The sequence below is a fragment of the Pseudomonas fontis genome (assembly GCF_028656955.1).
In the GTDB taxonomy this organism is placed as follows: Bacteria; Pseudomonadota; Gammaproteobacteria; order Pseudomonadales; family Pseudomonadaceae; genus Aquipseudomonas; species Aquipseudomonas fontis.
In genome coordinates, this window is record NZ_JAMDGY010000104.1 from 61,211 (window position 1) to 76,896 (window position 15,686).

Below are 15,686 nucleotides of genomic sequence, written 5' to 3' on the forward strand. Positions count from 1 at the left end.
TCACTCCTGTACCGGTGCCGGTTGTTCAGCGGTGGTCGATTTGCGCTCGAGCAACGACAGCACCCAGACGAAGCAGATCGGCACGAAAATCACCCCCAGCAAGGTCGCGCTGAGCATCCCGCCGATCACCCCGGTGCCGATGGCACGCTGGCTGGCGGCCCCCGCACCGGTGGCAATCGCCAGGGGCACCACGCCAAGGATGAAGGCCAGCGAGGTCATCATGATCGGGCGAAAGCGCAGGCGCGCGGCCTCGATGGCGGCATCACGCAGGCTGTAGCCTTTCTCCCAGAGTTCTTTGGCGAACTCGACAATCAGGATGGCGTTCTTCGCGGCCAAACCGATGATGGTGATCAGGCCGACCTTGAAGTACACATCGTTCGGCATGCCGGTGACCATCACCGCCAACACCGCGCCCAACGCACCAATCGGCACGATCAGCATGACCGTCAGCGGGATCGCCCAGCTTTCGTACAGCGCGACCAGCAGCAGGAACACCACCAGAATCGCCAAGGCAAACAGCTGGGTGGCCTGGCCGCTGGAGACCTTTTCCTGGTAGGAAAGGCCGGTCCATGCGTAACCGATGCCTGGCGGCAGCTCGGCGACCAGGCGCTCCATTTCCGCCATGGCCTCGCCAGTGCTGTAGCCCGGTGCGGCGTCGCCGGCAATACGGATGGCCGGGTAGCCGTTGTAACGCACGATCTGCACCGGGCCTTCTTCCCAATGGGTGGTGACGAAGGCGCTGAGCGGGACCAGGTCGCCGGTGGCGTTGGGCACGTACAGCTTGAGCACGCTTTCCGGGGTCATCCGCGCGCTTTGCTCCGCCTGCACGACGACACGCTGCTGGCGGCCGGCATTGGCGAAGTCGTTGATCACCGCCGAGCCAAAGGCCGTGGACAGTGCCTGATTGATCGACTCGAAGGTCACGCCCAGCGCACGAGCTTGTTCCCGATCGATGTTCAGGCGCAGTTGCGGCGCCTCGGCCAGGCCTTCCATCATCGCGTAGAGGATTTTCGGGTTGCCATTGGCTTGCTCCAGCAAGCGGTCCCGCGCCTGCAACAGCGCCTCGCGACCCAGGCCGCCACGGTCTTGCAGACGCAAGGCGAAACCGCCGGAGTTGCCCAGGCCGTCGATGGGTGGCGGCATCACGGCCATGACCGTGCCGTCGCCATAGCCGGCAAACCGCTCGTTCACGGCGTTGGTTTCGTCGGCGGCCGACTGGCCCTTGCCGCGCTCGGACCAGTCCTTGAAGGTCGGGAAGGCCAGCGCGGCGTTCTCGCCCATGCCGGAGAAGCTGAAGCCAATCACCAGGAAGGACGTCGCCACCGCTTCGCGGGACTTCAGGAAGTTCTCCAGGTCCTGGGTGGTCTGGTCCGTCCGGCTGCGGGTCGCCGCCGGGGGCAATTGCACGTCGACGATGTTGTAGCCCTGGTCCTCGACCGGCACGAACGACTCGGGCAGACGCACATAAAGGAAGCTCAGCAGCACGACGATGCCCAGGTACACCAGCATGAAACGCCCGGTGCGTTTCACCAGCAGCGTGTTCAGCCGCGAATAGCGCTGGGTCAGGCGTTCAAAGCCACGGTTGAAGGCGCCGAAGAACCCGCTCTTCTCGTGATGCCCCGGGGCAATCGGCTTGAGCAGCGTGGCGCACAGCGCCGGGGTGAAGGTCAGGGCGAGGAAGCCGGAGAACAGGATGGACACCGCCAGCGACAGCGAGAACTGCTGGTAGATCACCCCCACCGAACCCGACATGAACGCCAGCGGCATGAACACCGCCGACAGCACCAGGGTGATGCCGATGATCGCACCGGACACCTGCCCCATCGCCTTGATCGTCGCTTCAACCGGCGAGCAGCCTTCCTCGGCCATGATCCGCTCGACGTTCTCCACCACGACAATCGCGTCATCCACCAGGATGCCGATGGCCAGGACCATGCCGAACATGGTCATCATGTTCACCGAGAAGCCCAACAGGTACATCACCCCCAGCGTACCGGCCAGGCACACCGGCACCACGATGGACGGGATCAGCGTGTAGCGCACGTTCTGCAGGAACAGGAACATCACCAGGAACACCAGCACCATGGCCTCGACCAGGGTGTAGATCACCTTCTCGATGGCCACCTCGACAAAGCGCGAGGTGTCATAGGGCACGGAATACTCGATGTTCTCCGGGAAATACGTCGACAACTCGGCCAGGCGCTGTTTCACCGCAGCAGCGGTCTCGATGGCGTTGGCGCCCGGGGACAGCTGGATGGCCCCGGCCACGGCCGGCTTGCCGTCCAAGCGTGAAGAGAAGTTGTAGCTCTCGCTGCCGATTTCCAGGCGGGCGACATCGGCCAGCGTGACGCTGGAGCCGTCCTGGTTGGCGCGCAGGACAATCCGGCCGAACTCCTGCGGGTCGTCCAGGGTGCCCTTCACGGCCAGGGTGGCGGTCAGTTCCTGCTCGCTGCTGCCGGGCGAGCCGCCGAAGCTGCCAGCCGGCACTTGCACGTTCTGCCCACGGATGGCATTGCCTACGTCGTCGATGGACAAGCCGAAGCCGACGAGCTTCTGCGGGTCGATCCACACGCGCATGGCGGCTTCGGAGGAGAAGAACTGCAACTTGCCCACGCCCGGCACGCGGCGCAGTTCGTTGTTGATGTTGCGGGCGGCGTAATCGCCCAGCACCGTGGTGTCCGAGCGCTCCTCGCCAGCCTTGTAGCTGAGCGCATACACCAGCAGGAAGCCGGCGCTGCTTTGCTCCACTTCAAGGCCTTGGGTCAGCACGGCCTGGGGCATGCGCGACTCGGCCTTCTTCAGGCGGTTCTGCACATCCACCTGGGCCAGCTGCGGGTCGGTGCCCGGCTCGAAGGTGACCAGTACTTCGGCCACGCCGTTGGAGTTGTTGGTCGATTCGAAATACAGCAGGTGCTTGGCACCGTTGAGCGACTCTTCGATCACGCTGGTGACCGAGTCCACCAGCACTTTCGCCGATGCCCCCGGGTAGGTGGCGGTGACCGTGATCTGCGGTGGCGCCACGTTGGGGTACTGGGCGACCGGCAAGGCCGGAATCACCAGCAACCCCGCCAGCGAGATGAACAGCGCCATTACCCAGGACAGGTTCGGGCGCTTGATAAAGAACAAAGACATTGCAAATCCTCGCGGTGGACGCCGCCTGCTTAGTGGCCCGAGGCCTGTTGCTGCTGCGCCGATTGCGCCGCGACCTTGGTGCCCGGCTGCAAACCGCTGATGCCACCGACAATCACTTGATCACCGTTGTTGAGCCCCTCGCTGACCTGCCAGCGCGCACCCTGCATGGCGCCGGTGCGCACGCTGCGCACCTCGGCCAGGCCCTGGTCATTGACCAGCAGCACGCTGGCGTTGCCGTCGGCGCCGCGCTGAATGGCCCGTTGCGGCACCAGGATCGCCTGGTTGTCGGTGCCTTGCGGGGTGCGCACGCGCACATACAGGCCGGGCAACAGGGTGCCGTCGGCGTTGCTGAACTTGCCGCGCATGGACACCTGGCCAGTGCCGCGATCCACCGCGACATCGGTGAACATCAGTGCGCCTTTGCGCTCGTAGGCGGTGCCTTCGATGCGGATCGACAGGGCATTGTGCTCGCCCGCCGCCAGCGAGCCGTCTTTCAGGGCTTCACGCAGGCGCAGTGCGTCTGCCGCTGACTGGGTGAAGTCGACATAGATCGGGTCGAGCTGCTGCACCTTGGCCATCAAGGTGGCGTCGCCCTGCCCGACCAAAGCGCCTTCGGTGACCAGAGCACGGCCTACCCGGCCGGAGATTGGCGCGGTGACCGAGGCATAGCCAAGGTTCAAACGGGCGGTTTCAAGGTCGGCCTGGGCCGTGCGTACAGCAGCCTGGGCGCCGCGCAGGTCAGCCGTCGCGGTGTCGAAGTCCTGTGGGCTGACGGCTTCGATCTTTACCAGCGGCTCATAGCGTTTGACCCGTGCCTGGGCCTCGTGCACTACCGCCTGGGCTCTCGCCAGTTCGCCTTCGGCGCGGGACACCGCAGCTTTCAGCGGCGCCGGGTCGATCTGGAACAGTACCTCTCCGGCTTTGACATCGGCGCCCTCTTCGAAGCGCTTGTGCAGGACGATGCCGGCTACGCGGGCCCTGACTTCTGCCACGCGCATGGGTTCAACCCGGCCCGGCAATTCAGAGCTCAATGCCAGCGGCTCGGTGACCACCGTGACCACCTCGACCGGGCGCGGCGCTTCGACGGCGCCCTGCTGTTCAGCGGCCGGACCACACCCGACCAATGCGATGGCTGCGGCCAACGAGCCCGCCATCCTTATTGCACGCAAATTGCCCATGATTCACCCGAGCTAGATTGAAAACGGAGCGAATGGTACTTTTCAAACCATAATGAGTCAAATATGTCTCACAAGGTCCGTTTTGGATCCGTCGCTCTCACATTCAATCAACCCAGGGTGTAGCCGCTGCCGTCAGGCTGCGCTCGCCTGCGACGCAGGCGCGGGTTCAGGTTCAGGACCCCCTTGGGAGCCCTGCGGACTCCAGCGCAGCCTTACGGCAGCGGCTACATCGGCGCGATCGCCCGAGCAGCCTCCAGCACCAGACTGCGTAACCATTTCGAGGCCTGCGACCGATGCTTGCGCGCATGCCACAGCTGGTAATAACGCAACGGCTGGGCCGGCAGCGGAAAAGGCTCGATACGCAGCGGCAACAGCTCGGTGTAATGCTTGGCAAACGAGCGCGTGGTAGTGAACACCAGGTTCGACTTGACCAGCACATACGGCGCCATGCAGAAGTACGGCAACGTCGTGGTCACCCGCCTGGCCAGCCCGCTCTTGGCCAACTCCGCACCAATGGTTCCCTGCCCCGAGGCGTTGTGGGTCATCACCGCCAGGTGGTCCGCCTGCGAATAGGCCTGTTGCGTGAGGCAACCCGGCAGGATGGGGTGCTCCTCGCGGATCAGGCACACCAGGTCGTCATCGCACAAAGGCTGCAAGTGCAGATGCTCCGCCGGTGTTTGCCAGTTGCCGATCACCAGGTCCAGGTAACCCTCCTCCAGCCCCCGCGAATACCCGCCTTCGGCCTGCAGGTGTTTCAACTCCAGCGTAGCAAGCGGCGCCTGTGCCTGGAACCGCTCGACAATGGCGGGCACAAAAAACACGCTCAGGTAATCCGGCGTGCTGATGCGAAAGGTCTGCCGGGTGCTGGCAGGGTCGAACGGGTCAATCGGGTGCAGGATCTGCTCGATCCCCGCCAGCGCCTGCGACACCGGCTCGATCAGGCTCTGTGCGTGAGTGGTCAGCACCATGCGGCTGCCGCTGCGTACCAGCAACGGGTCACCGGTAAGCTCACGCAGCCGGCGCAACGCGACACTCACCGCAGGCTGCGCCTGCCCCAGCAGTTCGGCCGTGCGCGAAACACTGCACTGGGTGAGCAAGGTGTGCAGCGTGCGGATCAGTTGCGCATCACAGTTGGGCATTGCGTTGGACACAGCAGCCTCTTCTTGTTTTGTTCAGGCTACGGGCCGTAGCGCTATATATACAAAGATATAGCGCTACGCCTGGGTACGTCCATGTACAACGGCCCGGCGCCTTGGGGTTAACGCCAGTTCGGCAAGGCTTTCAGCAGTTCGGCTTTCTCCTGGGTGGCGGCGCCCATCAGCACGAAGCCTTGCAGCTGGCTGTGCTGATCGTGAAAGACCGCCTTCACATCGGCGATGCCCTTGTCGCAACGCCCCAGCAAGGCCGTCGACCACTGCCCGCTACACCCCAGCGGCGAGGCCACGACGGTTGGCAGCACACTGGTCTTGATGGTCACCGGCATCGCCGGATAAGCGACCGGGGTGGGCTGGCCGGCCAGCGTCTGGGCCAGTGCACGCGCCTGCAGCATGATCGGCATCACATACGGCAGCACCAGGTCGTGAACTTGCGCGCAGTCGCCCAGGGCGTAGACGTTGTCAGCGCTGGTGTGCAGATAGGCGTCGGTAACGATGCCGTTGGCCACCGCGATGCCCGCTGCACGTGCCAGCTCCAGTCGCGGCCCCAGGCCAATCGCACTCAGCACATAATCCGCCGCAAGCTCACGGCCGTCCGCCATCTGCAACCTGAACCCCTTCCCTGCCCGGTGAACGGCAACGGGGGCATTGCCAAGTGCCAGTTGCACGCCAAGCGATGTGAGCGCGTTGGCCATTTCGGCGCCGGCCTCCGAGGGCAGCAGGCGGCTCAATAGCCACTTGGCAGGGTCGATGATGCACACCTCATGGCCGGCATGACGCAGGTCGTTGGCAAACTCGCAGCCGATCAAGCCGCCGCCGAGGATGGCAATCCGGCTTTCCACGCCAATCTGCCAGCGCAGGCGGCGGTAGTCCTCCAAGTCGTTCACGGTGATCATCGCGTCCACCCCATCGCCCTGCAGGCCGGGCCGACGCGCATCGGCGCCAAGTGCCAATACCAACGCGCGATAGCGCTGTGGCTGGCCATCGATGTAGACGATCTGCGCGGTAGTGTCGATCTGCTCAACCGTCGTGTGCGTCTTGATGCGCGCTTGCAACTGCGCCGCCATCTGCTCAGCGCTGGAGGTCACCAGTTGATCCGGCAAGCGCCCGGTCTGGAAGGCATTGGACAGCGCCGGCTTGGAGTAGAACTCGCCGCCATCACGGGTCACGATCAGGATCGGCGTGTCACTGCTGAGTTTGCGCAGTTCACGCGCCACGGTGTAGCCGGCCAGCCCGGAACCGAGGATCAGCACCGGGTCAGGTTGTGGCGCCGGCTGGCTGGCCACGGCACTGACGCCGACCCGGACCATGTCAAAGTCCGCCTTGCCCACACCACAGTCCGGCCAGAACCAGTCCTGCGGCACCTCTTCCCAGCGGGTGCCCGCTGCAATGCCGTCTTCCGGCCGGCCTGCCGCCTCATCGTAGATGAAGCCGCACACCAGACATTCCCACGTATACATGCTCGATACTCCCAACAATCAATCGATAGGCAGCCAAAGGCTCAGCTGATGAACGCGCGACCCAGGCCCAATGCGCTCAGGGCGCGGCGGTAGGCGGTGGAGGAGCGATCGGCGGGAATGTGGATTTCCAGCGAGAGGTCCAGCGGCAGGTCTTCCGGGCGGCACATCTCGACGATGTCGCGGTCTTCTTCGAACACCTGCTGGTTGAAGGCGTAGACGTCCTCAAGCGGCAGCTCTTTGTCGAAATTGCGAGTGATGCCGCAGAACATCCGGGTCTTGCGCGCCGAGATCGGGCTGGCGGCATTGAGGATCACCAGGCGGTGTTCCGGGTTGGGGAAGTTGACCGTCAGGCGCGCGGTGAACGGCGCGAACACATCGAAGGTGCGTACCCAAAGGAAGTCCTCCGGCGCGCGATGCTGCATGTGCTTGGGGAAGTTGCTGACATTGCTGGTGTACACCGCGTGCACCCCGTATGGCGTGACTTCGGCCCGGTAGGTGGGCACCACCGGGTTGTCGCGTTCAGCAAAGGCTTCGTGGTGAATCCAGGCGAAGTGGGCGACGTCGATGAAGCCCTCGACCTGACGCCCGGCGGAGGCGGCAATGTCCAGCGACGGCGGCAGGATGCACTGGGAGTCTTCATCGTCCCAGGAGGGCATTTCGGCGAATGGCGCGTCACTGCCGGACATCAGCACCCAGACCAGCCCATAGGCTTCGCGGGCCGAGTACATCTGGATGCGATGGCGTTCGGTGAGATTGGCGTTAGGCTCCGAGGGGATGCGCGTACAGCGGCCATCGGTGCCGAAGTGCAGGCCATGGTACGGGCAGATGATGTTCTCGCCCTGCACCCAGCCTTTGCTCAGCGGCGCACCGCGATGGCTGCAGATATCGCGGGCGGCATTGAGTTTGTCGCCAGTGCGGTAGAGCACCACCGGCTCGTCGAGCAGGGTCACGGCGTAGGGTTTGTCGCCGACCTCGGCGCTGAACGCCACCGGGTGCCAATGCTGGCTGAGGATTTCGCGGTCATGGGTGGTGAAGGTGCTGGAACGGCTGATCGGGTTCCAGGTGACGTTCTGGCAGGCTATCGCGGCGCTGGACATGGCGGTTCTCCTTATTGTTGGCTGCGAGGGCCATGCTAAAGAACCGTGTCGGGTGCGCCCATGGCGGGGGGAACATGTTGGGTATGTGGGATTCGTTATGTAGAACGCGCCTCAGGTAGAGGCGCGATCGTTCATGCGGGCAAGGTTTCCTGCGCCAACTTGTCCGGACCTTCGGGTATTTCAGCCCCTGTTCCCAGGCGGCGGATGGTCGACTTGGGCAGGGTCGGTGCATCCAGCAAAATGCCGTCCAGGCGCTTGCGCAGTTCGGTCACCACAGTTCCAAGGGTGCCGTCCTCCTTTTTGCTGGCCAGTTCGTCCTGAATTTCCCGCGCCATCGCCCCAAGCTTTTCCGCCGTGTCCTGATGTGCCGCCGCTCGGCTATCAAAGTTCAGAAAGGTCTGTACCGAACTCAGTACCAAGGTCAGGATCGACACGAAGCCTGCCACATATTGCAGCCACACCAGCGATGAGTTGTTGATCGAACTGAACACGCTGGCGCTGACCACCGCCGAAAGCCCCACACACGGAATGCCCAGCTTCCAACTGAACTTCTCGAAGTCCCGGGCACTTACCTCATGTTCAATCTGTAGCCGAACGATCATCCGGCGCCACTTTTCTAGCAGTTCGATCTGGCTCATGGAGTGGTCCTCACTAGGCATTTGGGAACATCGTTGACGTCGTGCATCGCGCCTCCTGCGGCTTTACAGGATGATCTGATCCAGTGTCTCAATCGGCAGGAACACCGGCTCGCCACGGGCGAGGGCCTCCTGGCCGAGTGGTATTTGGGCCAACGGGTCGCTGGAGGCGTAGTCCTTGAAGTCATAGCCCGTCGCCTGCGCCAAGTCGGCCACCGCTACCTGGAAGGTGCGGTACGGCCCCAGCTCGAAACCTTCCAGCGTTTCTCGTCGCGAGCGATCCTCCAGCAGCTTGCGCAATAGTTGGCCCTGGCTCAGCACGTAGGCCGTGGCGTGCAGGGCATCGCCCGCCGCATTGAGGGTCACCACCAGTTTCCAGAACTCGACTGCCGCGACTGCACCGTCGATGACCAGCTCGATTTCCTCGCTGGCAGCGTCGCGCAGAATCGGCCCGGTGAACACGCACGCCTTGAAGCCATGGGTACGCGCGTTGTCGAGAATGTAATTCTCCAGGCCTTGCCACAGCGCCTTGCCCTGATTCAGCCGTGAATGCTGCGCGGCGGCATTCACGTAGTGGAAGGTGTCGAAGTTGGCCTGCTCGGCCTGTTGCGCACTCCCCCAATTGGGATCCTCGCGCCGTACCAGGTGCCCACGGTCGATCAGGGCATCCTTGAAGTTCTTCTCGCCCAATTGGAACTGCGTGGGAATGCGCTCGTCGACAAACCAGCGGTCGGTGCCACGCTTGATCCGCACGCTGGCCTCGCCGTCAATATTGACCGCAGTGATCAACGGCAGTTTGAACTCAGTGGAGTATTTGACGCCGAAATGGGTGTAGCGCAGTTCGTTGGGCTCATCGGGGGCGTCACTGGGTTTGGCAAGTTTCTCTGCAAGCTCTGGAGGTAGTCCGGGCCAAGGCGTTGCCAGTGGTTTCGCGGTTTTTTCGGTTTTCAGGAATTGACTGTCGAAGCCCTCTCGCTTGCTAAACCACTCCGGCTTGTGAGTGCCGTCCTTTGCCTCGCTGTGACTGCCTTGCATCAGCACGCTGACAGGACGCTCGCCGTTGACCAGCGCGCTGATGGTTGCCGCTGAAATGGCTGTGTTGGCTTCCTTGTAGACACCCTGGAAATGCAACCCGACGACCTTGCCGTCGCTCAGGCGAATGACCGGTGAGCCGGAGTTGCCACCCAGGCTGGTGCAATCGTAAGTCAGCAATTGGCCGCTAGCTGCCGGCTGCATGATCAACCCAGGAGCGAAGCGTTTGACGTCGTAGAGGTCACGGAAGTACTTCGCCTGTGCACTGGCATCGTTACGTGAGTCATAGGCGGGGTAGCCGATCAAGGCAACCAGCTCACCCTTGGCCAGCGATACGTTGCTGTCGATCAGTTCCATTGGCGTGGGCAAGGTAAAATCTGCCACTTCGATCAGCAGCAAGGCAACATCAGCGGCGGCATCATCGGCCAGGTATTTCACCTTGGTCAGTTCGGCGGTACGGCTGGTGTCATCCGGTTTACTCTCGGCCTCCTCGCGAAAATCAATCGCGGCGCCGTAGCGTGCCCCGGTGATAGCAGAGCGGTCGAACACTGCGGTGCCATCGGGTTTGCGCGTCGCCACCAGTTTGGCGACATGGCGATTGGTCACCACCAAGCTGCCTTTGCCCGTGTGTTGCACCACCCAGCCCGTTCCGGCCCAGGCCATTCTGTGGTTGCGAAACTCGATACGGCCAACCGAAGGTATCCACTTCTCGGCCTTGAGGATCAGGCCCTTGGTTTCCTGTGGCAACTCCGGCAACGGCTCCATCACCACCCGGTCGGCACTGATCAACAGCGGTGGCCGGCCGACCAGTTTGATGATCGCCTCCAGATTGGCGAGGGTGCCGTCACCCAGAATCGACTCAAGCCCCGCGCCGTCCTTGAGTGCCTTCAGGCTCTCACTGGACAACGTGGACACCAGTGACTCCGGCAGGCGCCCACTGTTCAGTGCCTCCTGTACTGCCGCCTCCATTTCTGGCGTCAGCCGTGTCAACAGATTGCTAACGCGCTCTTCCTTGGAAATCCCACTCATTTCAACCTCCCCTGTTTCACAAGTTTGCGTTCAGGATCACAACCGCCAATGCCGGCGCGAACAAAGCGGGTATGCCACGTGCCTGCAAGAGACGGGTAATGCCGCGGGCAGTGTCCGGACTCGACCGGTCGTGCAGTCTGCCCTTGGCGACGTCGCCCAGACGTTGGCGCAACGTCGGCAGCAGTGCTTGGCCAGGTGTTGCCTCATCCCATACCTGCAACTGCCAGTGCGCCTGGTGCAGGCTATCTGGCGCATCCAACAGCATGCTCAGGCGTCGTTCGACAACCTGATCAAGCGGTGGCATCGCACGCCAGCGGCCAATACGCCGACCAATTGACCAGTCACCCGCTATCGTGCGCCGCCAGCGTTCGGCCGCGCGGCCGATCAACACGAGGTCTTCATCACGCTCGATGAATGCACAAGCCTGCGCCCAATCGGCGAACAGGCCGATGTCGGTCAATGCCCCCAATGGGTCGCCGGTGTCCAACCGGGCTGGCATTGAATGGCTCAGATCGAACAGTCCACCGGCGTGGTCAAGGGCATTGGCAAAGTGCCGGGCCGACTCGCCCAGCGCGTTTTTCCCCGGCAGCAGTGACAAGTGCCGGGCAAAACTTGCGTACGGCGTGAGCGTCGACAGGATCCGGCCTGGCTCAACCTGATGCAGCGCCAGTACCTGTGGCCCGACACGGTCAAGCTGACGATGTCCGGCTTCCATGGCAACCTGTGCTTCCCCGCCCTTTACGCCAAGCCAGATTTCACTGGCTGCCGCCGCAAGGTTGCTCTCGCCCTCGCGCCCCGTCGGAAAATGGTAAGGGTCGGGCAAGTTGCCGAGCAGCAACGCCAACGCCCCCTGGCTTGCGCAGTCGTCGCTGGCAGTGATGGCGGCTTCGTCCAGCCGGGCAATATCCGGTCGCCATCTCAGCCAATTCAGGCGGAGCCGATTCGGCTCGAACTCGGCGCGCATCTCCAGGCGGACCAACGCCAACTCGGCCGGCAGGTCCGGGAGGTCGTCATCGCCAGCGCGGATATGATCACGCGCCTGCAACCAATGCCGCGCCCCGGCCCATTGCCCGGAACGCCAAAGCAGCATACGCAGGGCATCAGCCGCTGGAGAGCTTGGGTCCAGCCCACCCTCGTTGGTAACGCTGCGCACTAGATAGGAGGCCTCGATCCAATCCTGGCGCTTGAGGATGGTCAGGCTCTCGCGCACGATCGCCGCGTCATGCTCGCCGTCGCCATTGGACCAGTCGCCACGCAGCTCACTACTACGTTCGCCGCGCAGGTTACGCAACCGGTCCGCCACCAGGCGCGGCAATTCCTCCAGCATCTGGCTGTCGAACTGTGCGGCAAGCTGACTTGACATTGACGGCAGCGCGGTGCCCCTGCGGCTCAACTGCAACCGGTGGTACATTGCCTCACGTCGCGCCCAAGGCTGCTCCAGCCTGGTAAACCAGCGCATCGCCGCCTCATCGACTCGCGCCGAAAGCTCGGCGGCATCGCTGTACAGCAGCGGCAGCAGTAATGCACGCATATCACTGCGGTGTTTGAGATACCCCGGTGCACCGGGATCAGCCTCGACCAGCCAGTGCTGGGTCGCCAACTGGTTGCACAGCTCCTCAGCCCGTTCAATGCTCAAGCTGTCCAGCCCCAGCGCCGGCGCCAATACCTCGCGAATCACCTGGCCATTGATTCGGCGCACGATCAGGCCCGGATGCGCCAGCTTTTTAAGAAGAGGGTCATCGATGCGTGAAAGCAGCAGTCGGTAGAGAAAGGCCGAGCTGACTTCTTCATCACGTTGATGCCTGAGCACACGCTCGCCGCCGGGTCGCCTGGCGATCTCTGCACCCAGGCGCAGTTTCAGCGGATTACCCTGCGCAAGCTCCAGCAACTCCTGGCGGCACTGCGCTGGTGCGCCGAGCCTGTCCAGCAGAGCCAGGGCAGCGGCCTCTTCCAGCCCTCGCAGTTCGACCTGCTCGATCTGCCGCCATGGCTGATGCCGGGATGGCTGCAGGCTGTCGAGCGCATCCCCCCGTCCGGCCGCCAACACGCTCAGGGGCGTCACGCCGAGTTCGATCAACTGATCGAGCCAAGCAAACAGTGCACCCGGATGGCTTTCACCTCGACTGCGAAGCACCTCCAGGGTATCGAGCACTATCAGCACTGGCCGACCCGAGGCCAATACCGCCTGGCCCAGGCTGCGCGCCAATGCCCGCGGCAACTGTTGGCGCAACGACTGTTTGCCCTTCGAGTGCTTGTCTTCAATACGCCCGGCTTTCAGCCTGGCATCGAGCAAGGTCGCAACATCGCCGTGCAACTGCTCCGCCATCTGCCGTGTGGCTTCCATGGTCAGGCCAAGCAGGTCCTGCACATCGAGCCCGGCGCGGTCGAAGTCCAGGCGCAGGACCAGCGGACGATGGTGCATGGACAGCCGCCGGACAGACTCGCCGAGCAACGTCGACTTGCCAATACCCGGCGCCCCGGTCAGGAACACGCAACCCACCGGTCCCTGCGTAGCCGGCTGCGCCAGCCACGCGGCAATCTGCGCGAGTTCTACCTCCCGACCAAAAAAGCCGCGCTCGGCCAATTGCTCCATCTTTTGTGCACGGTCGAGGCTGCCCAGCGCTGCTCGGGCCAGCGGCAGCAAATCATGACTGGGGGCAGAACTTCCCGCCCGGTCGAGCGCCAGAATTATCCGTTCCAGTTCTGCCTGCTCTGTAGCGCCTTCCAGGCATTGGCTGATGTGCGCACGGCTCAGTGGCGCCTGATCGAGCAATACCGCCAGCAGGTCCTGGGTCTGCTCATCGGGATCGAGCCCGCGACGCGTTGCCACCTCGGCAGCCAGCCGGTCCTGTTTTTTCAAGTTGGCGAGCAGAGTGTGGCGTGTCGGTGTGCGCAGCAGCCAAAGGTCCTCGGCATCGGTCGGGCGGATGTCGCACAGATCGGCCAAGCGGGTTGCCAGCATGGCGAAATCAACGGGCTTGGACGCAATTTTCATCGCCATCAATGCCTTGCCGGGGTCGAACGGCCCGGACAGGGCGGCAAACACCACGGCGTCCTGAGCCTTGTTGATGCTCATATCTGCGCTCCCCTGCGGCAAAGTTTCTGCAGGCGCTTTTGCAGCCGTTCGGCGATCGTGCTGCGCACAAGGCTGTCATAGCGGCCATTGACCGGCTGCAGATCTTCCAGCGCTTCCTCAAGCCATTCGTCGAGATACTCCCTGCTGATCGGGCGTTTCAAATCTCGGGTAGCGGTGTCAATGAAATGACGTACATCCTGCGCATTGAGGTCACCCAGGTATTCGACCATCAACCCAGGAGCGCCTGAGCCCAAGGCATCGCCGGGCGCATCAAACTGAACACCGGGCATCTGTATGGCTTCAAAGCCCGCCAGGACAATGCGCAGGTTGTCCAGGCTCATTGCCTGCTCGACAAATGCACACAATGCCCAGCGCGGCTCATCGCCAAACACCACTGCCGGGTGGTCGAAGAACACCCAAAGGCGGATGCCCTGCGCGTAAGCCTGCTCATTGAGCGACACGGCGATACGCCGAGCTCGGTCGGCGATCATCGCTTCCGGCTCGGTCTGGTCGACGCCCGCCCCGGCCCGTGCCAGCGGTGCCTGCACGGTCAGCCCTGCCTGTGCGGCGCGACGGGCAATTTCCAGTGGCAGGTCATGCACGATAGTGTCGAAGCTCACCCGCATCAGGCGCGTGCTGGGGCTGCGCTCCACCAGGCTGGCGAGTATCTGGTAGGAAAATGGCAAGCCGGACACACCGTGAGTCAGATCCATTCGTCGGATCCACAACCCGCGCGCTCGCGGTGGACCGCGCATGGCAGCCTGGTAGCCGATGAAGAAATCATCGCGGGCAACAATCAGGTTGCTCTGGGGCGAGCCATCGAGCGACCACAACAGTGGTGGTACCTCATCGTCGACAATCGCCTGTTGCACCTGATGGTGAAAGCAGATCAACGGGACCAGCCGGCCATACCCCTGCCAGCGCCCCTGGTGAATGCCAACCAGGAAGAAGTTGTTGTCGAAACAGCCGCCACCGGACGAACCAGGACGATTGTCGGTTACGTTGTACCCCCAGCGGGCAGTGAGGTTCGCCAGCTGTTGCAGCTTGGCAAACTCCACACCGCGCCATTCGCCTTCTGGATACCCCACCAGCATGACGCCTGCCGGCCCATTGAAGGCATAGGGCGGTGAAGCCAGGGTCGCGTAGCTCAGGTGTATCCCAGCAGGCTTGTACAAGTGCAGCAGCGCGACATCGTGGCGGTCGACGGCCTCATTGTCATCATTCGGCGCGCGGCCTGCGTTTGGTGGCCACTCAATGTCAGCACACGGCGATGAGGCGGCCAGCTTGGCGACCGCAATCTTGCGCCCGTCTGCAAGTACCACATGGATTTTCGGCAACACCTTCTGCACTGCCCCCGGCTGTTTCTTGGCGATGACATGCCAGGCGGTCAATACAGAATTGGGGCCGACCAGAATGCCTGAGCCCTTGACCTCGCCATCAACCTGAATCACACAGCGGAAGGAGTCCAGCCTGATCAGGAAGTCGGCCAGTTTGTGCGACTCATAGGAAGACAGACTTTCCTTGGCAGCCTGTATGGGCTGCGGACTGTGCCGCAGCAGCAGTTTGCGCGCACGCATCCCCATGACGAAGGTTTCAAGGCAGCCATAGGCCTTGAATTTTTCCAGCCAGTAGGTAGCACGCTCCTTACCCTCAAATTGCGCAGCAACATTTAAACCGGCCGCGTTGGAAATTTCCTCTTCCCGGCCGACCCGCAACTGTGCAAGCACCTCGACTGCCTGGGCGAAGCCCTGCGGGTCTCGCAGTAAGCTAACGATCTCATCATCGTCAGGCATCGACTGCTGGGCAAGCTCATCCAATACTGGCATTTATACCGCCTCCGGCGCGTACTGTAGCCATACAGCCAAGGCGTACCCCGCGCTGTCGGCGTGGCCC

At 63.0% G+C, this 15,686-nt stretch carries 9 protein-coding genes; all 9 read right to left on the reverse strand.

All coding sequences use genetic code 11. The features are described from left to right. On the reverse strand, positions 1-3,132 hold the full coding sequence (locus tag M5G11_RS24695; RefSeq protein WP_273912809.1) for an efflux RND transporter permease subunit: 3,132 nt from the start codon (positions 3,130-3,132) through the stop codon (positions 1-3). 29 nt (positions 3,133-3,161) lie between these two features. After that, positions 3,162-4,310, reverse strand: coding sequence for a MexC family multidrug efflux RND transporter periplasmic adaptor subunit (locus M5G11_RS24700; RefSeq protein WP_273912808.1), 1,149 nt, complete (start codon positions 4,308-4,310; stop codon positions 3,162-3,164). Positions 4,311-4,534: 224 nt separating this feature from the next. Next, the gene (locus tag M5G11_RS24705) at positions 4,535-5,461 is read right to left on the reverse strand and encodes a LysR family transcriptional regulator (RefSeq protein WP_273912807.1); all 927 of its coding nucleotides are present in this window, start codon (positions 5,459-5,461) and stop codon (positions 4,535-4,537) included. A gap of 107 nt (positions 5,462-5,568) precedes the next feature. Continuing rightward, a complete protein-coding gene (locus M5G11_RS24710; protein WP_273912806.1) occupies positions 5,569-6,924 on the reverse strand; it encodes an FAD-dependent oxidoreductase in 1,356 nt (451 codons plus the stop codon). Between the two features lie 41 nt (positions 6,925-6,965). Then, positions 6,966-8,021 (reverse strand): Rieske 2Fe-2S domain-containing protein, encoded by a 1,056-nt coding sequence (locus M5G11_RS24715; RefSeq protein WP_273912805.1) that lies wholly within the window; start codon positions 8,019-8,021, stop codon positions 6,966-6,968. A gap of 131 nt (positions 8,022-8,152) precedes the next feature. Continuing rightward, positions 8,153-8,659, reverse strand: coding sequence for an SLATT domain-containing protein (locus tag M5G11_RS24720; RefSeq protein ID WP_273912804.1), 507 nt, complete (start codon positions 8,657-8,659; stop codon positions 8,153-8,155). Between the two features lie 63 nt (positions 8,660-8,722). After that, the gene (locus M5G11_RS24725; RefSeq protein ID WP_273912803.1) at positions 8,723-10,717 is read right to left on the reverse strand and encodes a DNA/RNA non-specific endonuclease; all 1,995 of its coding nucleotides are present in this window, start codon (positions 10,715-10,717) and stop codon (positions 8,723-8,725) included. Positions 10,718-10,733: 16 nt separating this feature from the next. Then, positions 10,734-13,793, reverse strand: coding sequence for an AAA family ATPase (locus M5G11_RS24730; protein WP_273912802.1), 3,060 nt, complete (start codon positions 13,791-13,793; stop codon positions 10,734-10,736). Further along, entirely contained in the window at positions 13,790-15,619 is a 1,830-nt protein-coding gene (locus tag M5G11_RS24735) for a S1 family peptidase (protein ID WP_273912801.1), read from the reverse strand. Before M5G11_RS24735 ends, M5G11_RS24730 begins: the two co-directional genes overlap by 4 nt. Positions 15,620-15,686: the final 67 nt, after the last annotated feature.